We start from the raw sequence: 26339 nt of genomic DNA, 5'->3' as shown, positions 1-26339 counted from the left end.
CATGCTGTTCTCCACCACCACCCCCGAGGCCAAGCGCCGGGCGCTGCGCGAGATGCTCTCCTCCGGGCGCACCGTGCAGTTCCCCGGGGCCTTCACCCCGCTGTCCACGAAGCTGATCGCCGAGCAGGGCTTCGACGGCGTCTACATCTCCGGGGCCGTGCTCGCCAACGAGCTGGGCTTCCCGGACATCGGCCTCACGGCCCTGCCGGAGGTCGCGCAGCGGGCCGGGCAGATCGCCCGGGTCACGGACCTGCCGTGCCTGGTCGACGCCGACACCGGCTTCGGCGAGCCGATGAACGTGGCCCGCACCGTGCAGGAGCTCGAGAACGCGGGGCTTGCCGGGTGCCACATCGAGGACCAGTTCAACCCCAAGCGCTGCGGGCACCTGGACGGGAAGAACGTCGTGGACCTGGAGACGGCCGTCAAGCGCGTGGCCGCCGCCGCCCAGGCCCGCCGCGACCCGGACTTCCTGGTGATGGCCCGCACCGACGTCCGCGGGGTGGATGGCCTGAAGGCCGCCACCGACCGGGCGAAGGCCCTCGTCGACGCCGGGGCGGACGCGATCTTCCCGGAGGCGATGGCCGACCTGTCGGAGTTCGAGGCCATGCGCGCCGCGGTCGACGTGCCGATCCTGGCGAACATGACGGAGTTCGGGAAGTCGGAGCTGTTCACCCTTGACCAGCTCCAGGACGTGGGGGTCAACATGGTCATCTACCCCGTCACGCTGCTGCGCAGCGCCCTCGGGGCGATGGAGCGGGTGCTGACCACCCTGCGCGCCGACGGCACCCAGCAGGCCGCCGTGGACGAGATGCTCACCCGCGCCCGGCTCTACGAGCTCGTGGACTACACCGGCTACAACCGGTTCGACTCGGGGATCTTCGACTTCGAGGTCCCCGGCCTGCACCGCTGATCCGACCCGCACCCATTCCGATCCCCCAGGAGAACCTCATGACCGAGTCCCAGACCGAGGTCCGCAAGGGCCTGGCCGGCGTCGTCGCCGACTACACGGCCGTCTCCAAGGTCAACCCCGAGACCAACTCGCTGCTCTACCGCGGCTACCCGGTCCAGGAGCTGGCCGCGTCCTGCTCGATGGAGCAGGTGGCGCTGCTGCTGTGGACCGGCGAGCTGCCCACGGAGGAGGAGCTGGCCGAGTTCACGGCCCGGGAGCGGGCCCACCGCGCGCTGACCCCGGAGCTGAAGGCGATCGTCGACGCGCTGCCGACCACCTGTCACCCCATGGACGTGTGCCGCACCGCGGCCTCCGTCCTGGGCGCCCAGGACCCCGAGGCGGAGGACTCCTCCCCCGAGGCGAACCTGCGCAAGGCCCAGAAGCTGTTCGCGGCCATGCCGGCGGTCGTCTGCTACGACCAGCGCCGCCGCCGCGGCCAGGAGCCTGTCGCCCCGCGCGAGGACCTGGGCTACTCCGCCAACTTCCTGTGGATGGCCTTCGGGGAGGAGGCCGACCCGGCGGTGGTCGAGGCGTTCAACGTCTCGATGATCCTCTACGCCGAGCACTCCTTCAACGCCTCGACGTTCACCGCCCGCGTGGTCACCTCGACCCTGTCGGACCTGCACTCGGCGGTCACGGCGGCGATCGGCGCGCTCAAGGGCCCGCTGCACGGCGGGGCCAACGAGGCCGTCATGGAGACCTTCGAGGAGCTGGGCATCCGCGCCGACGAGTCCCCGGCGGACGCCGAGGCCCGGGCCAAGGCCTGGATGGAGGAGGCGCTGGCGGCGAAGAAGAAGATCATGGGCTTCGGCCACCGGGTCTACAAGCACGGCGACTCCCGGGTGCCCACGATGAAGGCGGCCCTGGACCGGATGATCGACCACTACGGCCGCCCGGAGCTGCTGGGGCTGTACAACGGCCTCGAGAAGGCCATGGGCGAGGCCAAGGACATCAAGCCCAACCTCGACTACCCCGCCGGGCCGACCTACTGGCTGATGGGCTTCGACATCCCGACCTTCACCCCGCTGTTCGTCGCCGCCCGGATCACGGGCTGGACCGCGCACGTCATGGAGCAGGTCGCGGCCAACTCCCTGATCCGCCCGCTGTCGGAGTACAACGGCCCCGACGAGCGGCACGTGCCCGGCGCCTGAGCCCGCCCGCACGTCGGGTCCTGCCGCCGGTGCCGTCAGTACGACGGCGCCGGCGGCAGTCCCATGTAGTGCTCGAGGGTGGGGATGCCCTGCTCGACCATGCCCCGGGCCACGTGCTCGCCGACCCAGCGCAGGTGCCAGGGCTCGTACGCGTAGCCCGTGGTGGCCGTGTGCCCGGCCGGGTAGCGCACCACGAACCCGTGCTCGTGCGCGTGGGCGCGCGCCCAGGCCCCGGCGGCGGTGCGCTCGAAGCAGGTCTGCAGACCGCAGGCACCGCCCGGGTCGCCGATGTCCACGGCCAGGCCCGTCTGGTGCTCGCTGTGGCCGGGCCGCGCGGAGATCAGGTCGGCCTGCGCCTGCCCGTACAGGGCGACGTAGCGCTGGTAGAGGCTCGCCTGCACGGCGTGGGAGCGGTAGCCGCTGACCACCGTGAAGGGAGCGCCGTCCGCGGCCGCGGCCCGCTGCATCCGCCGCAGTGCCGCGGCGGCGGCCGAGCGCAGCTGCTGGCCCTCCACGGCCTTCAGGTCCGCCGGGGCGTGGTCGGCCGGCACGAGCGGGCGGCGCTTGTTGACCACGACGTGGACGGACGCGGCCCGGTCGATCTCCCGGTGGACCCGGGTGCCGCCGCCGCGGGACCACTCGGCCCGGCCGCGCTGGAACGACTGCCGGCAGGAACCCCCGGAGCAGCTCTCGCCCGAGACGGGGTAGCCGAGGGCGCCCCGCTCGGCGCCGTGGCGCAGCCAGGCCGCCCGGATCGCTCCCCCGGTGGGGTGGGCCCCGCTCGGCCGTGACCACAGCACCACCCCGCCCTCGAAGGCCTGCCGGCAGCCGGCGTCCCGCAGCCCGCAGACCTCCCGGCCCACCGGGTAGCCCAGGGGCCCGCGCTCCCACCCCTGGGCGGCCCAGGCGGCGCGCACGGCACCCCAGGTGGCCCGGGCCCCCGTGGCCGGCGACCAGTGGACGTGGCCCCGCTCGAACCGCCGCCAGCACCCCTCGCGCGGCAGCCCGCAGCGTTCCGGGCCCAGGGCCGCGCCGAGCCGCCCGCCGACCCCGCCGAGCCGGGCGTGCTCCGCCTCGATGGCCGTGGCGGCGGAGGCCGGCGCCGATCCCCCCGGGACGACGACCGGCCCGAGCACGAGCCCCGCCGCGCACAGCAGGACCGACAGGCTCCGGCGCACCCGGCCCCCGGCAAGCAGTTCCCGTTCCACGGCGCCTCGATCCCTCGGACCCGCCCCCTGGATGTGCGGGTGCACATCCAGGGTAGGACGCCGGGCCGCGCGCAGGTAGGGCCTCCGGGCCCCACCGGCCGCGGGGACCGCACGGCGGACCGGCTCCGGCGGCAGGGCCGCCCGTGGGCTACCGGGCGCGGGGGTGGGCCGCGGCGTAGACCTCGCGCAGGGACTCGACCGACACGAGGGTGTAGACCTGCGTGGTGCTCACGGACGCGTGCCCGAGCAGCTCCTGGACCACCCGCAGGTCCGCGCCGCCCTCGAGCAGGTGGGTGGCGAAGGAGTGGCGCAGCGTGTGCGGGGTGATCCGCTCGCCGAGCCCGGCCCGCTCGGCGGCGTCCTTCACGGCCGTCCAGGCCGTCTGGCGGCTGATCCGGCCCCCGCGGGCGTTGAGGAACAGCGCGGGGGTCCCGCGGCCCCGCGCCGCGAGCGCCGGCCGCCCGCGCACGAGCCAGTCGTCGACCGCGCGCACGGCCCACGAGCCCAGGGGCACCATCCGCTCCTTGCCGCCCTTGCCGAACAGCCGCACGAACGGCAGCCCGGTCTCCTCCCCGCCCCGGCGCACGGCCCGGGAGAGGTCGTCGACGTCGAGGGCGATCGCCTCGGAGATCCGCGCCCCGGTCGAGTAGAGCACCTCCAGCAGCGCCCGGTCGCGCAGCTGCTGGGGGGTCTCCGTCCCGGTCGCGGCCAGCAGCGCCTCCACCTCGTCCACGCGCACGGCCTTGGGCAGGCGCATCCCCGGGGTCGGCGGGGCCACGGCCGCGGCCGGGTCGGTGCGGGTGAGGCCCTCCAGGACCCAGAAGCGGTGGGCGCCCCGCACGGCGACGAGCACGCGGGCGGCGCTGCGGGTGCTCAGCGGCGGGTGCTCCGCGGTGCCCTCGTGCAGGGCGCGCAGGAACGCGCGCACGTGCCCGGTGGTCACGGCCCGCGGCGCGGTCACCGGCGGGTCGGTGCGGGCGCGCAGGTGCTCGGCGTAGCGCCGCAGGTCCCGCCGGTAGGCGGTCAGGGTGTTGGCGGACAGCCCGCGCTCCACGGCCAGGTGCTGCAGGTAGCGCTCCGCGGCGCGGGCCAGCTCGTCGGGCCCGTCTTCGCCCGCCCCGGGCGCCCCCGGGACCTCCGGGCGCGGGGTGTCCGCTGCGGGGGTTCCGGTCCCGGAGCCGGCCGCCGCCGGGCGGCCCTCCGGCCGGTCCGTCCCGGCGGGGACCTGCTCGCCGGGGACCCGCTCGCCGGCGTCGCCGGCGAGGGCACCGGACCCCTCGGGGGCCCTCGCCGCTGCGGACGGTCCGCCCGCAGCGGGCCGCCCGGGGTCCGCTGCCCCAGGACGTCCCCGCCCGGACGGAGCCGGGGCGGTCACCGGTGGGCCGGGTGCCCCGGCCACGGGGTGTCGGCCGGGCGCAGGCTGCGGTAGCCGTCGGCCCGCGCGGCGTGGGCGGCGAGCAGGCCGATGACCGCCGCCGGGGAGTTCAGCCGCCCCTCGAGCACCGCCCGCACCGCGTCGTCGAGCGGGACCCAGGCGCCGTGGATCTCGGCCTCCTCACCGTCGCGCTCGTGCAGCCGGTCCTCGGGGACCTCGCCGATGCCGCGGGCCAGGAAGATGCGGTTCGCCTCGGACGAGGACCCCGGGCTGTTGTGGAAGTCCACGAGCACCGCCCACCGCTCGGCCCGCAGGTCGGCCTCCTCGGCGAGCTCACGCCGCGCGGCCGCGGCCGGGTCCTCGCCGGCCACGTCGAGCAGCCCGGCGGGGATCTCCCACATCGTCATCCCGACCGGGCGGCGGTACTGGTTGATCAGCAGCACCCGGTCCTCGTCGTCGAGCACGAGCACGGAGACCGCCCCCGGGTGGGTGATGTAGTCGCGGCTGAGCGCGCCGGTGCCCTCCGCGAGCTCGAACTCGTCGCGGCGCACGTCCCAGATGTGCCCCTCGTAGACGGTCTCGGAGGCCACCGTGCGGCGCTCGCTGGTGCGGTCGGCGAGCTCCTCGGGGGCGATGCTGCGGATGTCCATGGGGTCCTTCCGGTGGTCGGTGCGGGGACGGCGCAGGCGCCGGTCCCTGCCGGGACGCGGCGCCTGCGCGGGGTGCCCGTGCGGGGACGGGCCCGGGCTCAGCGGCCCACGGCCTCCCGGCGCTCGAGCGCGGCCTTCACGAGGCCGTCGAACAGCGGGTGCGGGCGGGTCGGGCGCGACATCAGCTCGGGGTGCGCCTGGGTGCCCACGTAGTAGGGGTGCTCCTCGCGGGGCAGCTCCACGAACTCCACGAGCGTGCCGGCCGGCGAGGTCCCGGAGAGCACCAGGCCCGCCTGCTCGAGGCGCTCCCGGTACTCGTTGTTGACCTCGTAGCGGTGCCGGTGGCGCTCCTGGACGCTGGTGGAGCCGTAGGTCCCGGCGACCACGGAGCCCTCGGCCAGGCGGGCCTCGTAGAGGCCCAGGCGCATCGTGCCGCCGAGGTCCCCGCCGCCCTCGACGAACTGCTTCTGCTCGTCCATCGTGGCGATCACCGGGTGCGCCGTCTCCGGCTCGAACTCGGTCGAGGACGCATCGGCGAGGCCGAGGTCGGTGCGGGCGAACTCGATGACCATGCACTGCATGCCCAGGCACAGCCCGAGGGCGGGGATGCGGTGGCGGCGGGCGTAGCTCAGGGCGCCGAGCTTGCCCTCGATGCCGCGGATGCCGAAGCCGCCGGGGATGCAGATCGCGTCGACGTCGCCGAGCTCTCGCTCGGCGCCCTCGGGGGTCTCGCACAGGTCGGAGGCGACCCACTTGATCTTCACGCGGGCGTCGTTGGCGAAGCCGCCGGCCCGCAGCGCCTCGGAGACCGACAGGTAGGCGTCGGGCAGGTCGATGTACTTGCCGACCATGGCCACGGTCACGAAGTGCGAGGGCTCGTGCACCGCGTGCAGCAGCCGCTCCCACTGGGCGAGATCGGCGTCGCGGTAGTCCAGGCCCAGGTAGTCCAGGATGTAGGTGTCCAGGCCCTGGGAGTGCAGGGTCGTGGGGATGTCGTAGATGCTCGGGGCGTCCGGGCAGGAGATGACGGCGTCGTGGTCGACGTCGCAGGCGTTGCCGATCTTGCGCAGCATCGCGTCGGGGACCTGCCGGTCCGAGCGCAGCACGAGGGCGTCGGGCTGGATGCCCAGCCCGCGCAGCGCGGCCACGGAGTGCTGGGTGGGCTTGGTCTTCAGCTCCCCGGAGGGGCCGATGTACGGGATGAGGGAGACGTGCAGGTAGAACACGTTGCGCCGGCCCACGTCCTGGCGGACCTGGCGGGCCGCCTCGAGGAAGGGCTGGGACTCGATGTCCCCGACCGTGCCGCCGATCTCGGTGATGATGATGTCCGGTCGGTCCTCGCCCTCGGCGCGGCGGCGCATCCGGTTCTTGAGCTCGTCGGTGATGTGCGGGATGACCTGCACGGTGTCCCCGAGGTACTCGCCGCGGCGCTCCTTGGCGATGACCGTGGAGTAGACCTGGCCCGTGGTCACGTTGGCGGAGGCGTCCAGGTTCTCGTCGAGGAACCGCTCGTAGTGGCCGATGTCCAGGTCCGTCTCGGCGCCGTCGTCGGTGACGAAGACCTCGCCGTGCTGGAACGGGTTCATGGTGCCCGGGTCCACGTTGAGGTAGGGGTCCAGCTTCTGCATCGTCACGGACAGCCCGCGCGCCCGCAGGAGCATCCCCAGGGAGGAGGCGGTGAGTCCCTTGCCGAGCGAGGAGGCCACACCTCCCGTAACGAAGATCTGGCGGGTGACCTTCTCCGGTCGCGTGCGTTCGGTCTGCTGTGCGCCGGCCCCGGGGGCGGCTTCGTTTGCATTCACCACGGAATTCGAGCCTAGCATTCTTTGCCTCCTCGGCCTGGGGGTCAGTGCGTCAGGTCACCGCGCGGAGCGGGCGCCGCCGGGCCGGTCGCCCCGCGGGGCACGCTCCCCGCCCGGGCGGCCGGGGTCCGCCCCGGTGCCGCCGGCCGGCTCGAGCGCGGCGCCGCGCACGAGCTCGCGGGCGTGCTCCCGGGCGGCGGCCGAGTCCTCGTGCCCGGCGAGCATGCGGGCGAGCTCCACGACCCGCTCCTCCTCGTCGAGCACGCGCACGTCGCTGACCGTGGCGTCGCCGCTCTTGGTCACGAGCACGTGCTGGTCGGCGAAGGCCGCGACCTGGGGCAGGTGGGTGACGACGAGCACCTGGACGTGCTGGGCGAGCATCTTCAGCCGGCGCCCGATCTCGACGGCGGCCTTGCCGCCCACCCCGGAGTCGACCTCGTCGAAGACGAACGTGGGCACGGGGTCCACGGCGGCCAGGACCACCTCGATGGCCAGCATCAGGCGGGAGAGCTCACCGCCGGAGGCGCCCTTGCCCAGGGGCCGGGGGGTCGCCGCGGCGTGCGGGCGGAGCAGGAACGAGATCTCGTCACGGCCGTGGGCGGTGAACTCCTCGACGGGCTCGACCTCGATGACCAGGGACGCGTTGGGCATCGCGAGCGCCGTGAGCTCCTCGCTGACGGCCGCCGAGAGCCGCTCGGCGGCCTCACGGCGGCGCCGGGTCATCCGGTCCGCGAGCTCGGCCAGCCCGGTGCGCAGCTGCTCGAGCCGGGCGCGCAGCTCCTCCTCGCGGGCGGGGTCGTCCGTGAGCTCGTCGAGGCGCTGCCGGGACCGGTCCGCCCACTCGAGGACCTCGTCGACCGTGGCCCCGTACTTGCGCGTCAGCGTCTTGAGCCTGGCGCGGCGGGCCTCGACCTCGGCGAGGCGGGCCGGGCCCTCGTCGTCGAGCCCGGAGGCGTAGCCGGAGAGGTCGGCGGCGACGTCGGTGACGAGCACGCTGAGCTCGGCGACCCGGGCGGCGAGCTCCTCGAGCTCGCGGTCGGCGGCCGCCTCCTGCTCGAGGGCCCGTTGGGCGGCGGCGATCAGGGCGGTCGCGTCGGCGGCGTCGCCCTCGGCGAACTCGCCGCCGCTCAGGGCGGTGTGGGCGGTCAGCGCGGCGGCGCGCAGCTGCTCGAGGTTGGTCAGCCGCTGGCTCTCCTGGTCCAGCCGCTCGTCCTCGCCCGGCTGGGGGTCCACGGCGTCGATCTCCTCGAGCGCCCCCTGCAGGGTCTGCGCCTCCAGCGCCCGCTCCCGGCCGTGCTCGGTGACCTCGCGCAGCTGCTGCTGCGCGGTGCGGTACTCGCCCAGCAGGCCCCGGTAGCGGGCGAGGTCCGCGGCCAGCTCCTCCCCCGCGTACTGGTCGAGGGCGTGGCGCTGGGCGGCCGGGGACCTCAGGCGCAGCTGGTCGGACTGGCCGTGCACGGCCACGAGCGTCTGGCCCACGGCCGAGAGGGTCCCTACGGGCGCCGAGCGCCCGCCCACGTGGGCGCGGCTGCGGCCCTCGGCGGTCACGGTGCGGGCCAGGGTGACGAGGGCCTCCTCGTGCGCGCCGACCGTCTCGACGTCCACGGCCCCGCCGGCGTCCTCGACGAGTGCCGCCGCGGGGTGCCCGCCGGCCACGCGCACGACGGCCTCGGCGACGGCGCGGGGGGCCCCGGCGCGCACCGCGCCGGCGTCGGAGCGGTTGCCGAGCAGCATCCCCAGCGCGGTGACGACCATGGTCTTGCCGGCCCCGGTCTCGCCGGAGAGGATGCTCAGGCCCGGCCCGAGGGGCAGCACGGCGTCGGTGATGACGCCGAGGTCGTGGATGCGGATCTCCTCGATCATGCCCCGGGCCCCCCGGAGGACGGGGCGGGACCGGGGACGTCGGAGTCCGCGGGATAGGGCATCTCCCGGCCCACGCCGGCGTGGGCCGGGGGCTCGGCGGCGACCGTGGGCAGCGCGGCGGTGCGCGCCGCGGCGGCCTCCTCGGGGGGCACGGGTCCGCGCCAGCCCGTGGTGGGCAGCTCGAACTTGCGCACGAGCCGCTCGGAGAACGGGGTGCGGTGCATGCGGGCGAGGTTGACGGCGCGCGGGGAGCGCACGACCTCGATCCGGGACCCCGGCGGCAGCTCGGTGGTCCGCCGGCCGTCGCACCACAGCACCCCCCGGGTGTCGGTGCGGGTGAGCACCTCCACGGCCATCATGGAGTTCGGGGAGATCACCAGCGGCCGGGAGAACAGGGCGTGGGCGCTCAGCGGCACCATGAGCAGCGCCTCCACCTCGGGCCACACGACCGGCCCGCCGGCGGAGAAGGCGTAGGCGGTGGAGCCGGTGGGGGTCGCCAGGACCACGCCGTCGCAGCCGAAGGTGCTCAGGGGCCGGCGGTCGACCTCGACGACCACCTCGATCATCTTCTCCCGGTTGCCCTTCTCCACCGAGGCCTCGTTGAGGGCCCAGGTGTGCAGCACCTTGTGCTCGCCCTGCCACACGGTGACGTCGATGGCCATGCGCTGCTCGACGGTGTAGCGGCCGTCGACGACGGCCTCGACCGTCCCGGCCAGGTCCGAGCGCTCGCTCTCGGCGAGGAACCCCACGTGGCCCAGGTTCACCCCGAGCAGCGGGGTGTCCACGCGGCGCACGAGCTCGGCGGCGCGCAGGATCGACCCGTCCCCGCCGAGGACCATCACGAGCTCGATCTGCCGCAGGGAGACGTCCTCCTCCAGGACCTCCACGGGGGCCAGCGGCTCGATGTCCTCCTGGAGGGCGTCGAGGTCGGCCCGGGAGAGCACCGGGACGAGCCCTGCGTCGTGCAGCTGGCGGCACGAGTCGCGCGCGGCGTCCTTGGCCTCCTGCCGGCCCATGTGGGCCATGACCAGAATCTTCCTGCTCACGGGTCCTCACGTCCTCCACTGGTGGGTTCGGGGTGGCTGGCCACGGTGCCCCGGCGGCGGGGACCGTGCTCCACCCTACGCGAGCCCGCGGACTCTCAGCAGGTTCCCGCCGCGGTGGTCCCGGGCCGGCGGCACCACAGGAAGAACTCGTGGTTGCCGTCCTGGCCGGGCAGCGGGCTGCGCCGCCGGCCGAGCACCTCGAGCCCGTGCGCGCGGGCCGCCGAGGCGACCGCCTCCACCGCCCGGGCCCGCTCGGCCTCGGAGGTGACCACACCGGTGCGCGCGAGCCGGTCCGCGCCGACCTCGAACTGGGGCTTGACCATCAGCAGCAGGTCGCCGCCGGGGACCGTGGCCGCCGCGAGCGGGCCCACCACCAGGGTCAGGGAGATGAAGGAGAGGTCGCACACGGTCAGCTCGGCGGGCCCGCCGACGTCCTCGGGGCGCAGACCCCGCACGTTGAGGCCCTCGTGGACCCGGACCCGCGGGTCGGCGCGCAGCCCGGGATCCAGCTGGTCGTGGCCGACGTCGACCGCGAGCACCTCGCGCGCCCCGGCGCGCAGCAGCACGTCGGTGAAGCCGCCCGTCGAGGCCCCCGCGTCCAGGCAGCGCCGCCCGGCGACCACGACCTCGCGGAACGCCTCGAGCGCCCCGGCGAGCTTGTGCCCGGCGCGGCTGACGTAGTCCGGGACCTCGGCGGGGCGCACCTCGAGGCGGTCCCCGGGACCGACCCGGGCGGAGGGCTTGCGCGCCACGGTCCCGTTCACGGCGACGCGTCCCCCGGCGATCCACCGCGCGGCCACGGTCCGCGAGCGGGCCAGGCCCCGGGAGGTCAGCTCCTGGTCGAGGCGTGCGCTCACGGCCCCGCGTCCTGCTCCGGGGCCTCGGGGCGCAGGGCTGCGGGCACGGCCCCGGGCTCGGCCTCCAGGGCCGCGCTCAGCCGGGCGTGCACGGTCTCGTAGAGCTCGGCGTGCTCCTCGAGCGGGGTCGTGGCGAGCTCGGCCACCGGCGCGAGCGCGGCGTCCACCTCGGGATGCCCCGTCGGGGGCGGGGCGGTCCCGTCCGGGGCGGGGTCCGGTGCGGGGCTCCCCGCGTCCTCCCCCTGCGTCACCGGGATCCCGTCCACACCAGCTCGGGCCGGCGCGGCTCGTCCGTCTGCGGGTGGGCCGCCCACCACGCCGCGCAGGCGGCCCGCCAGGCGTCGAGGTCATCGGGGTCCCCGTGGACGCGCAGCACCGCGCCGTCGGTCTCAGCGCGGGCCGTTCCGCACGCGGCGCGGTGGCCGTCCGCGGAGGACTCCGCCGCGACCTCCGGACAGGGCGCGAGCAGGGCCTCGAGGGTCGCGACGACGTGGTCCGGGCGCTCGGCGGTGCGCGCCGCCAGGATGCTCTCGCGGGTGTCGACGCCGGTGAGCACGGCGACCGTGGTGAAACCGGCCCGGTTGCCGCCCAGCACGTCGGTGTCCAGGCGGTCGCCCACGACGACGGGACGGGTGCTGCCCACCCGTCGCGCGGCGGTGCGGAAGATGGGTGCCTCCGGCTTCCCGGCGACCTCCGGGGTGCGGCCGGTGGCAGTGGCCACGGCGGCCACGAGCGCGCCGTTGCCCGGGGCCATGCCCCGCTCCTTGGGGATGGTCAGGTCCGTGTTGGTGGCGATCCACAGCACGTCCGGGTCGGCCAGGACGTAGGAGGCCTCCGCCAGGTCCGCCCACCGCAGCTCGGGGTCCAGGCCCTGCACGACCGCGCGCGGGGCCTGGGCCTGGGTGCGGACCGGACGCAGCCCGGCCCCGGCGACCACCTCCTCGAGCGCGGCGGCGCCCGTGACCAGCACGGCCGTGCCCGCCGACAGCCGCTGCGCGAGCAGCTCCGCGCCGGCCTGCGCCGAGCTGACCACGGCCTCGGGCGAGGCCGGCAGGCCGAGGTCCGTGAGGTGGCGGGCGACCGCGCCGACGGACCGGGAGGCGTTGTTCGTCACGTAGACGACCGGCACCCCGTCGGCGACGACGCGCGCCAGCGTCGCGGGAGCCCCGGCCACGGCGTGGTCACCGGCGTAGACGACGCCGTCCAGGTCGCTGAGCACGGCGTCGAAGCGGTCCAGGAGGCGCTCAGCCACGCGCCGGCCCCTCCTGTGCCCCGTCCGCGTCGTCGGCGACGAGCTCCTCGTCGTCGTCGGGGTCCAGGTCGGCCTCCCGGCCGCCCTCGCCCTCGTCGTCCGGGTCGAGGTCCTCGCCGCGCTCGTCGTCGTCCTCCGGTTCCTCGTCCGTCCCCTCGTCGAGCACGTCCTCGGTCCCGTCCTCGGCCCCGTCGTCCGGGTCCTGCGTGGCGGTGCCGCCGGGAGCGGTCTCGGCGACGACGGCCTGCTCGCCGGGACCGCCCGCGCCGGAGGCCTGCTCGCCGCCGGCCGCGGCGTCGTCGGGCAGCTCGACGCCCGTCTCCTCCGGCTCCTCGCCGACGAGGTCCACGATCTCCGGCTCGGCGAACTGGCCCGTGCCGAGAGCGGCCTCGGCGACCACCGCCTGACGGTCCCACGCGACGGCCTCGCGGTCGCGGCCGACCCCGCGCAGCGCCTCGGCGTACGCGCGGAAGAGGCGGGGGCTGTAGGAGAAGCCCCGGTTGCGGTCCAGCTGGGGGATGCTCAGCGCGTCCACGGCCCCCTGGGCGTCGCCCTGGTCGCGGCGCATGCCGGCCAGGACGATGGCCAGCTCGACCCGGCCCGCGGCGTCCAGCTCGGCCACCGCCTCCGAGGTCGCGAGCTCCACGGCCTTCTCCGGGCGCCCGAGGGCCCGCTCGCAGTCGACCATGAGGGGCAGGTGCTCCTGGGAGCCGGTCATCCGCCGGTAGGTGCGCAGCTCCTTGAGCGCGAGCGCCCAGTCTCCGGCCTCGTATGCGGCGATCGCCGTGGCCTCCCGTACGGCGGCGATGCGCCCGCCCCGCCGGCCCGCGGCCTGGGCGTGCTCGAGCGCGAGCTGCGGGTCGTCCTCCAGATAGCGCCCGGCCATCACGAGGTGCTTGGCCACGGCCTCGGCGTTGCGGGGCTCCAGGGCGCCCAGCTGCGCCCGCGTGGGCTTGTCGAGCTCGCGGCCGGTGATGTCCTCGTCGACCTCGGGGGCGCGGTGCCGGTGGGTGGAGGCGTCGTAGCGGTCCTCGCGGTGGTCCTCGCGCCGCCCGCCACCGACCCACCGGTCGTCCCGGCGGGGTCCTCCGCCGCTGCGGGCGTCCTGCCGGTCGCCGTAGCCGCCCCGGCGCTCCCCTGCCCGGTCGTCGCGCCGGCCGGGTCCGCCCCGGCGGTCGTCCTCGCGCGGACCGCGCTCGCGCCACGGACGGCCCCCCCGGTCCTCACGCCGGTCGCCGTAGCCGCCGCGCCGGTCGTCCCGGCCGCCCTGACGCGGCCCGGCACCACCCTCGCGGCGCTCACCGTAACCCCCGCGCCGATCGTCCCGGCCGCCCTGACGCGACCCGGCACCACCCTCGCGACGCTCACCGAAACCCCCGCGCCGGTCGTCGTTCCGCCGCTCGGCTCCTCCGCGCCGGTCCTCCCACCGGCCGGGTCCGCCACGGCGGTCGTCCTCGCGCGGACCGCGGTCACGCCACGGACGGCTCTCCCGGTCCTCACGCCGGTCGCCGTAGCCGTCGCGCCGGTCGTCCCGCCGGTCGCCCGGGCGGTCCCGGCCGCCCTGACCGGCAGCACCGCCCTCGCGGCGGGCGCCGTGGCCGCCACGGCCCTCGCCCCTGCGTTCCTCGTTCCGGCCGGGTCCGCCCCGGCGGTCGTCCTCGCGCGGACCGCGGTCACGCCACGGACGTTCGCCGCGGCCCTCACGGCGCCCCGGACCGCCGGAGCGGCCGTCCCGGGGACCGGAGGAGCGGCCGGAGCGGCCGGAGCTGCCGTCCGAGCCGGAGCGGCCGGACCGCGGGCCACCGCCGTCGCGCTCGTCCCGGGAACCGTGCTGGAAAGACTCGGACACGTACCGCTCCTCTGTGCCGACCGGGGACCGGTGGCGTTCGTGGTTGCGGATCGCGGCCACCACGGCCGAACGACCCCCTGTTCTGATCGCACCCATTCTAGGCGAGGCGGGCGGCGGCCCCCGATGCCGTGGTCGGGACCACGTCCCGCCCACGGGATAATCGTGGGCATGACCAAGAAACCACTCACGTCCCACCTGCTGGTGCGCGTGCTCATCGGGATCGCCCTGGGCGTCGTGTGCGGGCTGTTCTTCCCCGAGGAGCTCGCCCGCGTCTTCGTCACGTTCAACGGCCTGTTCAGTGCGTTCCTGGGCTTCCTGATCCCGCTGCTCATCCTCGGGCTGGTGACCCCCGCGATCGCCGACCTGGGCCGCGGCGCGGGGAAGTGGCTCGGGCTGACGGCGGCGCTGGCCTACGGCTCCACGGTCTTCGCCGGCCTCGTCGCCTACCTGGTGGCGCGCGGCACGTATCCCTGGCTGCTCGGCGGGCAGCGCTCGGTCGAGGCCCTGGCCAGCCCCGAGGAGAGCGGCCTCAGCAGCTACTTCGTCCTCGAGATCGACCCGGTGTTCGGGGTGATGACGGCGCTGGTGCTCGCCTTCTGCCTGGGGGTCGGCATCACGCTGATCCCCGGTGACACGCTGCACCGGAGCATGGACGACCTGCGCCGGATCATCATGCGGATCGTGGAGCTGGTCATCATCCCGCTGCTGCCCGTGTACATTTTCGGGATGTTCCTGGGGCTGACGATGAACGGGCAGATCCTCACGGTCGTCACCACGTTCCTGACGGTGACGGTGCTGGCGCTGGTCCTCACGGTCACCCTGCTGCTGCTCCAGTACACGGTTGCGGGCCTCTACACGCGGCGCAACCCGTTCGTGCTCCTGAAGAACATGCTGCCTGCCTACGCGACGGCACTGGGCACCTCGTCCTCGGCGGCCACGATCCCCGTGACCCTGCGGTGCGTCCAGGCCAACGGCGTGAGCCGCCCCGTCGCGGGGTTCGTCGTCCCGCTCGCGGCCACGATCCACCTCTCCGGGTCGACGCTGAAGATCGTCCTGTTCTCCCTCGCCATCATGACGATCACGGGCATGCCGGTGGACGACCTGACCTACCTCGGCTTCATCCTGATGCTCGGGGTGACCATGGTCGCCGCCCCGGGCGTGCCGGGCGGGGCCATCATGGCCGCCGTGGGCGTGCTCCAGGGGATGCTGGGGTTCGACGAGACGGCCGTGGCGCTGATGATCGCCACCTACATCGCCATCGACTCCTTCGGGACGGCCACGAACGTCACGGGCGACGGCGCCCTCGCCACCATCATGCAGAAGCTCATCGGCACCCGGGTCGAGGGCCTGGAGCCGGAGCTGGTGATCACCTCGGACGACGACGGTGCGCCCTCCGCGACCGGGACCGCCGGGGAGGGACCTCTCCGCCGTTCCTGACCGTCTCGGCCCGGGCAGGACGACGGGCTCCGGGAGCGCAGAGGGCCCCGACCGTGCGGTCGGGGCCCTCTGCGCTCCCGGAGCCCGTCCCACCGGAGCACGGCCGTGACCTCAGTCCGCGACGGACCAGCACAGCCGCGTGCGCATCGACCCGGAATCCGCTTCCGGGGACGGCTGCGTCTCGTAGACCTCCCACAGCGGCGCCCCGAGCACCACGCCCTGCTCCCGGGCCCAGGTGCGCAGCCGCTCCCAGGCGGAGCCGAGCCCGTCGTAGCCGCCGCGGTGCTCCAGCTCGACGACGCGGCCCGCCGGCAGCCGTCCCGGCACGATGTTCCCCGACGGGACCACCGGGTGCACGACGGGGAACCCGACCTCCAGCGCCACGGTCCGCCCGGGTTCGGCCTGGTACACCGCGAGGGCCGGTCCGTCCGGAACGATCTCTCCCCGGGCCACGGCCCGGCCGAGGTCCCGGAAGGCCTCGTCGAAGAACGGACGCAGCTCCTCCATCGCCACCGTCCCGCGGACGACGGCGGTGTGCCGGCCCGCACACCGGGTCACACGGGGACCGGACGGGGTTCCGCGGTGGTCGGGGCGCCGGGTGCTGTCATCCATGGGACCAGTCTGCGCCGGACGCTGCACGAACGGAACCGGCATGCCCGACGGCGACCGGTGAAGGCAGCTGTCGGGACGATGTGCCCGCCGGGGTCGGTGCGGCTGGCGCGGGCGCCGGTGTCCCTGCGGGGTGGTCCCGGGCCGGGTCCGGCCCAGTGTCCGGTGTCCTGTGGCGGGTGGGGCCGGCACGGTGTGCTGTGTCGGGTCCGGTGCCCAATCCGGTGTCCGGGGGCGGCAGGGAGCCCCCGGACCGTGGGGTGCGGGGCTGTGCGGAAGTCCGGTCCCGGTCGGCGGGGCCTGTGGTGGTCACCCCCCGGGGGGTCCGGGGGCCCGTGGGTGCCGGGTGGGGGTGGTTTAATGCGGGGAGCCCCCGCACCGTGTGGTGCGGGGGCTCGACCCTTCTGGTGTGGTCCGGCGGTGTCCTACTCTCCCACACCCTTCCGGGTGCAGTACCATCGGCGCTGTGGGTCTTAGCTTCCGGGTTCGGGATGGGACCGGGCGTTTCCCCCACGCTATGACCGCCGTAACTCGTTCTCCGCGGCCCGGCCCGCGGGGGGGTGCCCGGGGTGGGTGGGAAGTCGTGTCACGACTGCTCGTGAGTATTCAGTTGTGGTTCCCGTACCGTTGCCCGACCACGGGGTCGGGGACGGGGGTTGTTGGTTGGGAGCCGTATAGTGGACGCGGTGTTCTGTGCCCCACCAGGGGTGGGGGTTGTGGGTAAGTTGTCGGCCTATTAGTACCGGTCGGCTGCGCACGTCGTTGGTTCGTGCTTCCACCTCCGGCCTATCAACCCAGTGGTCTCGCTGGGGGCCTCTCGCACCACGAGGGTGCGTGGAAATCTCATCTCGAAGCGAGCTTCCCGCTTAGATGCTTTCAGCGGTTATCTCTTCCGAACGTAGCGAAGCAGCGGTGCACCTGGCGGTACAACTGCCATACCAGAGGTTCGTCCGTCCCGGTCCTCTCGTACTAAGGACAGGTCTTCTCAAATTTCCTGCGCGCGCAGCGGATAGGGACCGAACTGTCTCACGACGTTCTGAACCCAGCTCGCGTACCGCTTTAATGGGCGAACAGCCCAACCCTTGGGACCAACTCCAGCCCCAGGATGCGACGAGCCGACATCGAGGTGCCAAACCATGCCGTCGATATGGACTCTTGGGCAAGATCAGCCTGTTATCCCCGAGGTACCTTTTATCCGTTGAGCGACGGCCATTCCACAATGTACCGCCGGATCACTAGTCCCGACTTTCGTCCCTGCTCGAGCTGTCGCTCTCACAGTCAAGCTCCCTTGTGCACTTACACTCGACACCTGATTGCCAACCAGGCTGAGGGAACCTTTGGGCGCCTCCGTTACTCTTTAGGAGGCAACCGCCCCAGTTAAACTACCCATCAGGCACTGTCCCTGACCCGGATCACGGGCCGAAGTTAGATGTCCAGAGTGACCAGAGTGGTATTTCAACGATGACTCCACGAGCACTGGCGTGCCCGCTTCACAGTCTCCCACCTATCCTACACAAGCCACACCGAACACCAATACCAAACTATAGTAAAGGTCTCGGGGTCTTTCCGTCCTGCTGCGCGTAACGAGCATCTTTACTCGTACTGCAATTTCGCCGAGTTCATGGTTGAGACAGCGGGGAAGTCGTTACTCCATTCGTGCAGGTCGGAACTTACCCGACAAGGAATTTCGCTACCTTAGGATGGTTATAGTTACCACCGCCGTTTACTGGGGCTTAAATTCTCCGCTTCGCCGTGAGGCTAACGGGTCCTCTTAACCTTCCAGCACCGGGCAGGAGTCAGTCCGTATACATCGTCTTGCGACTTCGCACGGACCTGTGTTTTTGATAAACAGTCGCTTCCCCCTGGTCTCTGCGGCCCTTACCCGCTCCCGGAAGCATGTTCCGTTCACGGTCCGGGCCCCCCTTCTCCCGAAGTTACGGGGGCATTTTGCCGAGTTCCTTAACCATGATTCTCTCGATCGCCTTGGTATTCTCTACCTGATCACCTGTGTCGGTTTGGGGTACGGGCGGCTGGAACCTCGCGTCGATGCTTTTCTCGGCAGCATAGGATCACCGAATCCCCCCACGAATGGGGGTCCCGTCACGTCTCAGGCCCGTGATCCGCGGATTTGCCAACGGATCGCCCTACACGCTTGGACCGGGTCTACCATCGCCCGGCTCGGCTGCCTTCCTGCGTCACACCTGTTAATACGCTTACCTCCCCGGTTCAGGTCCCACGCTCCCCGGCGCCGGCGATGACCAATGGTCACCGCGTGGCCCGGTTCGGGTGGTTAGTGTCCCCGGTTCGATAGGGGCGGTTCTTCGCCGGTACGGGAATATCAACCCGTTGTCCATCGACTACGCCTGTCGGCCTCGCCTTAGGTCCCGACTGACCCAGGGCAGATTAGCTTGACCCTGGAACCCTTGATCATTCGGCGGACGGGTTTCTCACCCGTCTTTCGCTACTCATGCCTGCATTCTCACTCGTGTGGGCTCCACCACTGGGTCACCCCGCAGCTTCACTGCCCACACGACGCTCCCCTACCCATCGCACCACCTGAACCGGACCCCCGAAGAGGACCGGTTGGGTATCATTGGTGCAATGCCACAACTTCGGCGGTGTACTTGAGCCCCGCTACATTGTCGGCGCGGAATCACTTGACCAGTGAGCTATTACGCACTCTTTCAAGGGTGGCTGCTTCTAAGCCAACCTCCTGGTTGTCTGAGCAACTCCACATCCTTTCCCACTTAGCACACGCTTAGGGGCCTTAGTTGGTGGTCTGGGCTGTTTCCCTCTCGACTATGAAGCTTATCCCCCACAGTCTCACTGCTGCGCTCTCACTTACCGGCATTCGGAGTTTGGCTGACGTCAGTAACCTTGTAGGGCCCATCGGCCATCCAGTAGCTCTACCTCCGGCAAGAAACACGCAACGCTGCACCTAAATGCATTTCGGGGAGAACCAGCTATCACGAAGTTTGATTGGCCTTTCACCCCTACCCACAGCTCATCCCCTCCATTTTCAACTGAAGTGGGTTCGGTCCTCCACGCGCTCTTACACGCGCTTCAACCTGGCCATGGGTAGATCACTTCGCTTCGGGTCTAGATCACGCCACTCACACGCCCTGTTCGGACTCGCTTTCGCTACGGATACCCCTCACGGGTTAACCTCGCGACGTAACACTAACTCGCAGGCTCATTCTTCAAAAGGCACGCCGTCACCCCGTAAGGCTCCGACGGATTGTAGGCGCACGGTTTCAGGTACTATTTCACTCCCCTCCCGGGGTACTTTTCACCTTTCCCTCACGGTACTGGTCCGCTATCGGTCATCAGGGAGTATTTAGGCTTACCAGGTGGTCCTGGCAGATTCACACGGGATTTCTCGGGCCCCGTGCTACTTGGGCACGCGCTCCATGCGGCAGCAACGATTTCGTCTACGGGACTTCCACCCTCTACGGCCCGGCACTCACACCGGTTCGACTATCGCCCTGCACTCACACGCCCGGGCCGGCAGACCCAGGACAAACACGCCCCACAACCCCGATGATGCAACCCCTGCCGGGTATCACACACCACCGGTTTAGCCTCTTCCGCGTTCGCTCGCCACTACTGACGGAATCACTGTTGTTTTCTCTTCCTGTGGGTACTGAGATGTTTCACTTCCCCACGTTCCCTCCACGCACCCTATGAATTCAGGTACGGGTCACCACGCATAACACGCGGCGGGGTTTCCCCATTCGGAGACCCTCGGATCACAGCTCGTTTATCAGCTCCCCGAGGCATATCGCAGATTACCGCGTCCTTCATCGGCTCCTGATGCCAAGGCATCCACCGTACGCCCTTGAAAACTTGCCACATGATCACAGAACACACCGACCGGCCACACACCGGGCACCACCACACCACCCACCCCGACACAACGGGAAGGACAGCACGAGGGCACCACGGCCGGCAGCCGGCGGCGATCACAAATCACGAAAACGTCCCGCACCACCCCACCCGACAGGCAGGAACCCACCCCGCGAACGGGGCGAGCACGGTGCGGCGTCTTCAAGATGCTCGCGTCCACTATACAGTTCTCAAACAACAACCCACACACCCCACACCACCCGGACGCCACCCCCAGGAACCCACCCCCGCCCTCCACCACGGAGAACGGGACCAGACCCGGGACAAGCATCCGACGCAGGGCGCCGGGAACAACCGAAACACCACACCCCCCGCACCACCACCCCACCACGCCGACCACAGGACGAACCCGCGACCGACCCACAGCAGGACAGCGACAACAGAGGGGCCTGTTGTCTCAGGACCCAACAGTGCGCCAAGGACCACACCAGCACCAGCAGCACCGGACCCGCGTTCCACCACCCCCACAGGCCCCCGTCAAGGAACCCCCAGGAGCAGGTACTGAACAGACCCGCACCACCAGCACCCCACCACCACCAGCACCGACCACCCCGCAACGGGGACAGCAGGAGACGGCGGCCGTGGTGTGCGGCCACTCGTTCGTTGATATTCCACCCATGAGCTCACCCCACCAGCACCACGAACGGGCACTCAGGCGGGGGCGACCACCACACGGCGGTCAACGGCTCCTTAGAAAGGAGGTGATCCAGCCGCACCTTCCGGTACGGCTACCTTGTTACGACTTAGTCCCAATCGCCGGTCCCACCTTCGACGGCTCCCTCCCACAAGGGGTTAGGCCACCGGCTTCGGGTGTTACCAACTTTCGTGACTTGACGGGCGGTGTGTACAAGGCCCGGGAACGTATTCACCGCAGCGTTGCTGATCTGCGATTACTAGCGACTCCGACTTCATGAGGTCGAGTTGCAGACCTCAATCCGAACTGAGACCGGCTTTTTGGGATTAGCTCCACCTCACAGTATCGCAACCCTTTGTACCGGCCATTGTAGCATGCGTGAAGCCCAAGACATAAGGGGCATGATGATTTGACGTCATCCCCACCTTCCTCCGAGTTGACCCCGGCAGTCTCCTATGAGTCCCCACCATCACGTGCTGGCAACATAGAACGAGGGTTGCGCTCGTTGCGGGACTTAACCCAACATCTCACGACACGAGCTGACGACAACCATGCACCACCTGTCCACCAGCCCCGAAGGGAAGCACTGTCTCCAGTGCGGTCCGGTGGATGTCAAGCCTTGGTAAGGTTCTTCGCGTTGCATCGAATTAATCCGCATGCTCCGCCGCTTGTGCGGGCCCCCGTCAATTCCTTTGAGTTTTAGCCTTGCGGCCGTACTCCCCAGGCGGGGCACTTAATGCGTTAGCTACGGCGCGGAGAACGTGGAATGTCCCCCACACCTAGTGCCCAACGTTTACGGCATGGACTACCAGGGTATCTAATCCTGTTCGCTCCCCATGCTTTCGCTCCTCAGCGTCAGTAACAGCCCAGAGACCTGCCTTCGCCATCGGTGTTCCTCCTGATATCTGCGCATTTCACCGCTACACCAGGAATTCCAGTCTCCCCTACTGCACTCTAGTCTGCCCGTACCCACTGCAGACCCGGGGTTGAGCCCCGGGCTTTCACAGCAGACGCGACAAACCGCCTACGAGCTCTTTACGCCCAATAATTCCGGACAACGCTTGCGCCCTACGTATTACCGCGGCTGCTGGCACGTAGTTAGCCGGCGCTTCTTCTGCAGGTACCGTCACTTGTGGCTTCTTCCCTGCTGAAAGAGGTTTACAACCCGAAGGCCGTCATCCCTCACGCGGCGTCGCTGCATCAGGCTTGCGCCCATTGTGCAATATTCCCCACTGCTGCCTCCCGTAGGAGTCTGGGCCGTGTCTCAGTCCCAGTGTGGCCGGTCACCCTCTCAGGCCGGCTACCCGTCGTCGCCTTGGTAGGCCATTACCCCACCAACAAGCTGATAGGCCGTGAGCCCATCCAAAACCAGTAAAACCCTTTCCACCCCCCACCATGCGGTAGGACGTCGTATCCAGTATTAGACCCGGTTTCCCAGGCTTATCCCAGAGTCAAGGGCAGGTTACTCACGTATTACTCACCCGTTCGCCACTCATCCACCCCAGCAAGCTGGAGCTTCAGCGTTCGACTTGCATGTGTTAAGCACGCCGCCAGCGTTCGTCCTGAGCCAGGATCAAACTCTCCGTCAAAAAACAGAAAACAAAACCCCGGCCGACAAGACCACCACACCCCACGGAGGCAGGGCACAGCGATCCATCAACCAGACAAAAAACATCCGGTATCAACAAACATGGCACACTATTGAGTTCTCAAACAACAGACCGGCAACCGGGCCACTAGACCCCGAAACCGAGATGAATTCTCGTCGCTGCCCGGCCGGTGAACTCTTCGTTCCCGGCCCGTTGCGACTGGATCATCCTACGCAGTCCGTTCTCGGCGTGTCAACTTGACGTGCACCCCGTTCCGGACCGTGCGAACGGTCCTCCGCATGAACTAGGCACGGCGAGTTCACCGTGCTGATCTTTGCGGCTTCGTCGCCGGCCGGCCTCTCGGCCCCGCCCTGCGACTTCGAAAACATTACACGCCCGCCCCGGGGCCTGCAAACCAGGCCCCGGGGCGGGACGGGAGCGGTACGGGCCGGCTCAGTGCTCGACGACGACCGCCGCCAGGTGCTTCTTGCCGCGGCGCAGCAGGGCGTAGCGCCCGTGGAGCAGCTGCTCCGGGTCGATGACGGCGTCCTCCCCCTCGATCCTGGCCTTGTTCACCGAGGCGCCGCCCTCCTTGAGCGTGCGGCGGGCGGCCGAGCGGGACTCGGCCAGGCCGGTGGCGACGAGCAGGTCGACGACGGAGAGCTCCTCCCGGCCGACCACGACCGAGGGCAGCTCGGCCGCGACGGCGGCGAGCGTCGGTTCGTCCAGCCCGGCCAGCTCGCCCTTCCCGAACACGGCCTCGGAGGCGGCGACGGCCTGCTCGGTGGCGGCGGTCCCGTGCACCAGGGTGCAGACCTCCCAGGCGAGCACCTTCTGCGCCTCGCGGCGGAAGGGGGCGTCCCGCACCTGCTGGGCGAGCTCCTCGATCCGCGCGCGGGTCAGGAACGTGAAGACCTTGAGCCGGTCGACCACGTCGGCGTCGGCGGTGTTGAGCCAGAACTGGTAGAACGCGTACGGCGAGGTCAGCTCCGGGTCCAGCCACACGGCGTTGCCCTCGGACTTGCCGAACTTGGTGCCGTCGGAGTTGGTGATCAGGGGCGTGCCGATGGCGTGCACCGCGGCCCCCTCGACCTTGCGGATCAGCTCGGTGCCGGAGGTGAGGTTGCCCCACTGGTCGGACCCGCCGGTCTGGAGGGTGCAGCCGTGGTCGCGGTAGAGGTAGAGGTAGTCCAGGCCCTGCAGCACCTGGTAGCTGAACTCGGTGTAGGAGATGCCCTCCTCCGAGTTCAGCCGCTTGGCCACGATCTCCTTCTTGATCATGGTCCCCACCCGGAAGTGCTTGCCGATCTCGCGCAGGAAGTCGATCGCGGACATCGGCGCGGTCCAGTCGAGGTTGTTGACCATCACCGCGGCGTTGTCCCCCTCGAAGGAGAGGAACCGGTGGATCTGCTCCCGCAGCGACCCGACCCACTCGGCCACGGTCTCCCGGGAGTTCAGGACGCGCTCGGAGGTCTGCCGGGGGTCGCCGATCAGTCCCGTGGAGCCGCCGACCAGGCCGATGGGGTGGTGCCCGGCCAGCTGCAGCCGGCGCATCAGCAGCAGCTGCACGAGGTGGCCCAGGTGCAGCGAGGCGGCGGTCGGATCGAACCCGCAGTAATAGGTGACGGTCTCCTCCGACAGCGCCCGCTCGAGGGCCTGCTCGTCGGTGGAGACGTGGACCAGCCCCCGCCACGTCAGCTCCTGCCACACGGTGGCGAAGGTCGGGTCGTTGTGCTGGGAGTTCAGATCGATCGCGTTGGACACGGCCTCCAAGGTACCAGGGCGCGGGCGCGCGCCCGCGCCCCGGCACCGGGGGCGTCAGTCCTGCTGGAGGCCCGCCGGCAGCTCCCCGGCGGCGACCACGCGCAGGCGCTGGGTGGGCCGGGTCATGGCGACGTAGAGGTTGCCGACACCGCCGCCGGCCTCGTGGACCAGCGCCGCGGGCTCCGCGAGCACGACCGCGTCGAACTCCAGGCCCTTGGCGTCCCACGCCGAGAGCACCACGACCTGACGGTCGAGCCGGCGCACCCCGGCCCCGACGGTCCCGGGCAGGGCCCGGGCGAGGGCGGCGCCGAGCTCGGGCAGCCGGTCCTCGGCGGCGATGACGGCCACGAGCCCGCCCTCGACGACCTCGAGCTCCGCGCGGACCTGCTCGAGCACGCCCTCGACCAGCCCGTCCTCGCCGACGCGGGTGAGCACGGGGGGCTCGCCCTCGCGCACCGCCCGCGGGGAGGAGACCTCCAGGCCCGCGGCGCGGGCCACCCCGGCGGCGGCCCGGGCGATCGCGGCGGGGGTCCGGTAGTTGACGGTCAGCTCCTCGAGCGCGAACCGGTCCCCCACGAACGGTCCGAGCGACTCCGCCCAGCTGCGGGCGGCGACGGTAGAGCCGGCCTGGGCGATGTCCCCCACCACCGTGAAGGACTTCATGGGGCACCGGCGCATGAGCACCCGCCACTGCATGGGCGTGAGCTCCTGGGCCTCGTCGACGACCACGTGCCCGTAGGCCCACGTCCGGTCGGCCGTGGCCGCCTCCGCCGCCGTCATCCGGTGCGGGGTCACGGTGTTGAACGCGGTGAGGTCCTGGGCGGAGACGACGCCGTCGACGCCCACGTCCTCGAGGCTCTGGTGCATGTTCTGCAGGGCGCGCTCGGCGTTCTCGGCGGACCGCCGCTGCTCGCGCTCCGCCTCGGCCCGCACCCGCACGCCGGCGGCGTCGAGGTCGCCGAGCAGCTCGGCCGCCTCGTCGAGCAGCGGGACGTCGGCCACCGTGAAGGGGGCGCCGGCCGGGCGCAGCAGCGCCTCGACCTCGGCGGGGCGCAGGTGCGGCGCGGCCGACTCGAGGTAGTGGCGCTTGCTGAGCAGCTGGTCCACGAGCTGCTGCGGGGTCAGCGGCAGCCACGCGAGGTTGAGGGCCACCCGCACGTCCCGGGACTGGCGGATGTCCTCGGCGAGGTAGGAGCGGTCCATGACGTTGCCGCTGGTGCTGTTCAGGTGCTCCCCCAGCTGCTCGGTGAGCTCGCGCAGCAGGATCTTCACGAAGGTGTTCCGGGCCTCGTTGTGCGGCTTGCCCGTGGCGCGCGCCTTGTCGCGGGCCCGCTTGACCGCCTTGCGGGTCAGGGTGACCCGGTGGGTGTCCACGCGCAGCACCTGGTCGGCCCCGGGCACCTTCTGCCGGTCCTTGACGGCCCTGGCCACGACCTCGGCCATCTCCAGCCCGGCCTTCAGCCGGGCCGCCTCGGGGTCCCGCTCGGGCACGGCGGAGACGCCGGGGAACAGTTCCGCGAGGGAGGACATCACGACGCCCGTCTCGCCCAGGGCCGGCAGCACGCGCTCGATGTACCACAGGAACGACGACGACGGGCCGATGATCAGCACTCCCGCCTTCCGCAGCCGCTCCCGGTGCTCGTAGAGCAGGTACGCGGCACGGTGCAGCGCCACAGCGGTCTTGCCGGTGCCGGGCCCGCCCTGCACGACCCGCACCCCGGGCAGGGGCGCGCGGATGATCCGGTCCTGCTCGGCCTGGATCGTCGCCACGATGTCCGACATCCGGCCCGTGCGCTTCTGGTTCAGGGCCGCCAGCAGGGCTCCCTCGCCGTGCAGCACGCCCTCGTCGTCGAGCATCTGCGGGTCCAGGACGTCGTCCTCCAGGGCGGTGACCTCCCGCCCCTCGAGGATCAGGTGGCGGCGCCGCCGCACCCCCATGGGGTGCTGGGCGGTGGCCTGGTAGAACGCGGCGGCCTCGCGGGCGCGCCAGTCGACCATCAGCCGCTGGTGGTCCTCGGTGGCCAGGCCGATCCGGCCCACGTAGCGGCGCTCGTCCTCGTCGGTGTCGAGCCGGCCGAAGACCAGGCGGTGGTCCACGGCGTTGAGCTGGGCCAGCCGGTCCTCGTAGTGCGAGGCGAAGGCGTCGCGCTCGGAGCGGTTCTGGTGGTTGCCGCTGGAGCGGCTGCGGCGCACGGCCGCGAGCTCCTCGGTCTTCTCGGCCCGCAGCTCGTCCAGCCGCTCGTAGAGCCTCGCGACGTACTCGCGCTCGACGGCCAGCTGCTCGGCCGCCGTCGTGGCGACGGTCTCTGCCATGGGTGCACACCTCGTTCCCGGTCGGACAGGCGATCCATTCTAGCGACGCCCGCGCCGGTTGCCGGGCCCGTCGGCGCACCGCGCG

General features: G+C 71.4%; 16 protein-coding genes and 3 rRNA genes. 3 read left to right on the top strand and 16 right to left on the bottom strand.

Annotation, left to right across the window (positions count from 1 at the left end; translation table 11 throughout):
- Position 1 precedes the first annotated feature (1 nt).
- Both prpB and AS188_RS08760 read left to right on the top strand, forming a co-directional pair.
- Positions 2–910 (top strand): methylisocitrate lyase, encoded by a 909-nt coding sequence (gene prpB, locus AS188_RS08765; protein ID WP_058858530.1) that lies wholly within the window; start codon positions 2–4, stop codon positions 908–910.
- 38 nt (positions 911–948) lie between these two features.
- Positions 949–2100, top strand: a complete 1152-nt coding sequence (locus AS188_RS08760; protein ID WP_058858529.1) for a bifunctional 2-methylcitrate synthase/citrate synthase — start codon at positions 949–951, stop codon at positions 2098–2100.
- Between the two features lie 35 nt (positions 2101–2135).
- Here AS188_RS08760 and AS188_RS08755 read toward each other — a convergent pair whose 3' ends face one another.
- The 10 genes from AS188_RS08755 to AS188_RS17235 all read right to left on the bottom strand — a co-directional run bounded on the left by AS188_RS08755 (position 2136) and on the right by AS188_RS17235 (position 14002).
- On the bottom strand, positions 2136–3308 hold the full coding sequence (locus AS188_RS08755) for a D-alanyl-D-alanine carboxypeptidase family protein (protein ID WP_157570920.1): 1173 nt from the start codon (positions 3306–3308) through the stop codon (positions 2136–2138).
- Between the two features lie 148 nt (positions 3309–3456).
- The gene (locus AS188_RS08750; RefSeq protein ID WP_373865629.1) at positions 3457–4362 is read right to left on the bottom strand and encodes a site-specific tyrosine recombinase XerD; all 906 of its coding nucleotides are present in this window, start codon (positions 4360–4362) and stop codon (positions 3457–3459) included.
- 317 nt (positions 4363–4679) lie between these two features.
- Positions 4680–5333 carry an NUDIX domain-containing protein gene (locus AS188_RS08745; RefSeq protein ID WP_058858527.1) on the bottom strand — a complete coding sequence of 218 codons (654 nt, stop codon included), beginning with the start codon at positions 5331–5333 and terminating at the stop codon, positions 4680–4682.
- 98 nt (positions 5334–5431) lie between these two features.
- Positions 5432–7156, bottom strand: a complete 1725-nt coding sequence (locus AS188_RS08740; protein ID WP_058858526.1) for a CTP synthase — start codon at positions 7154–7156, stop codon at positions 5432–5434.
- A 36-nt stretch (positions 7157–7192) separates the two neighbouring features.
- Positions 7193–8998, bottom strand: coding sequence for a DNA repair protein RecN (recN, locus tag AS188_RS08735; RefSeq protein ID WP_083529355.1), 1806 nt, complete (start codon positions 8996–8998; stop codon positions 7193–7195).
- On the bottom strand, positions 8995–10044 hold the full coding sequence (locus tag AS188_RS08730; protein WP_058858525.1) for an NAD kinase: 1050 nt from the start codon (positions 10042–10044) through the stop codon (positions 8995–8997). The genes recN and AS188_RS08730 overlap by 4 nt, the downstream gene beginning before the upstream one ends.
- Positions 10045–10139: 95 nt before the next feature.
- A complete protein-coding gene (locus AS188_RS08725) occupies positions 10140–10901 on the bottom strand; it encodes a TlyA family RNA methyltransferase (protein WP_058858524.1) in 762 nt (253 codons plus the stop codon).
- Entirely contained in the window at positions 10898–11068 is a 171-nt protein-coding gene (locus tag AS188_RS16890) for a hypothetical protein (RefSeq protein WP_157570919.1), read from the bottom strand. Before AS188_RS16890 ends, AS188_RS08725 begins: the two co-directional genes overlap by 4 nt.
- A gap of 80 nt (positions 11069–11148) precedes the next feature.
- Positions 11149–12153, bottom strand: a complete 1005-nt coding sequence (locus AS188_RS08715; protein ID WP_058858522.1) for an HAD-IIA family hydrolase — start codon at positions 12151–12153, stop codon at positions 11149–11151.
- Complete coding sequence (locus tag AS188_RS17235; protein ID WP_186815354.1) at positions 12146–14002, bottom strand: hypothetical protein; 1857 nt, start codon at positions 14000–14002, stop codon at positions 12146–12148. The genes AS188_RS08715 and AS188_RS17235 overlap by 8 nt, the downstream gene beginning before the upstream one ends.
- Positions 14003–14170: 168 nt before the next feature.
- Here AS188_RS17235 and AS188_RS08705 point away from each other — a divergent pair, with 168 nt between their 5' ends.
- A complete protein-coding gene (locus tag AS188_RS08705; RefSeq protein ID WP_058858521.1) occupies positions 14171–15439 on the top strand; it encodes a dicarboxylate/amino acid:cation symporter in 1269 nt (422 codons plus the stop codon).
- 111 nt (positions 15440–15550) lie between these two features.
- Here AS188_RS08705 and AS188_RS08700 read toward each other — a convergent pair whose 3' ends face one another.
- From AS188_RS08700 to AS188_RS08675, 6 genes are all read right to left on the bottom strand, one after another.
- Positions 15551–16051, bottom strand: coding sequence for a GyrI-like domain-containing protein (locus AS188_RS08700; protein WP_169797996.1), 501 nt, complete (start codon positions 16049–16051; stop codon positions 15551–15553).
- A gap of 409 nt (positions 16052–16460) precedes the next feature.
- Positions 16461–16577: ribosomal RNA gene (gene rrf, locus AS188_RS08695) — 5S ribosomal RNA — on the bottom strand.
- A 187-nt stretch (positions 16578–16764) separates the two neighbouring features.
- Positions 16765–19900, bottom strand: a 23S ribosomal RNA gene (locus tag AS188_RS08690).
- A 748-nt stretch (positions 19901–20648) separates the two neighbouring features.
- Positions 20649–22177, bottom strand: a 16S ribosomal RNA gene (locus AS188_RS08685).
- Together the 16S, 23S and 5S rRNA genes form the textbook arrangement of a ribosomal RNA operon.
- 453 nt (positions 22178–22630) lie before the next feature.
- Positions 22631–23941, bottom strand: coding sequence for a tyrosine--tRNA ligase (gene tyrS / locus AS188_RS08680; RefSeq protein ID WP_058858519.1), 1311 nt, complete (start codon positions 23939–23941; stop codon positions 22631–22633).
- Between the two features lie 54 nt (positions 23942–23995).
- On the bottom strand, positions 23996–26254 hold the full coding sequence (locus AS188_RS08675; protein ID WP_058858518.1) for a HelD family protein: 2259 nt from the start codon (positions 26252–26254) through the stop codon (positions 23996–23998).
- Positions 26255–26339 lie beyond the last annotated feature (85 nt).

Source organism: Kocuria flava, assembly GCF_001482365.1.
Lineage (GTDB): Bacteria > Actinomycetota > Actinomycetes > Actinomycetales > Micrococcaceae > Kocuria > Kocuria flava.
The sequence above is the reverse complement of the archived record's forward strand: the minus strand, read 5'-3'. Positions and strand labels throughout refer to the sequence as shown.

Excerpts from the sequence above, each read along its gene's own strand:
- prpB (WP_058858530.1), top strand. The coding sequence starts at position 2 with ATGCTGTTCTCCACCACCACCCCCGAGGCCAAGCGCCGGGCGCTGCGC.
- AS188_RS08760 (WP_058858529.1), top strand. The coding sequence starts at position 949 with ATGACCGAGTCCCAGACCGAGGTCCGCAAGGGCCTGGCCGGCGTCGTC.
- AS188_RS08745 (WP_058858527.1), bottom strand. The coding sequence starts at position 5,333 with ATGGACATCCGCAGCATCGCCCCCGAGGAGCTCGCCGACCGCACCAGC.
- AS188_RS08740 (WP_058858526.1), bottom strand. The coding sequence starts at position 7,156 with ATGCTAGGCTCGAATTCCGTGGTGAATGCAAACGAAGCCGCCCCCGGG.
- recN (WP_083529355.1), bottom strand. The coding sequence starts at position 8,998 with ATGATCGAGGAGATCCGCATCCACGACCTCGGCGTCATCACCGACGCC.
- AS188_RS08705 (WP_058858521.1), top strand. The coding sequence starts at position 14,171 with ATGACCAAGAAACCACTCACGTCCCACCTGCTGGTGCGCGTGCTCATC.
- AS188_RS08700 (WP_169797996.1), bottom strand. The coding sequence starts at position 16,051 with ATGGATGACAGCACCCGGCGCCCCGACCACCGCGGAACCCCGTCCGGT.
- AS188_RS08675 (WP_058858518.1), bottom strand. The coding sequence starts at position 26,254 with ATGGCAGAGACCGTCGCCACGACGGCGGCCGAGCAGCTGGCCGTCGAG.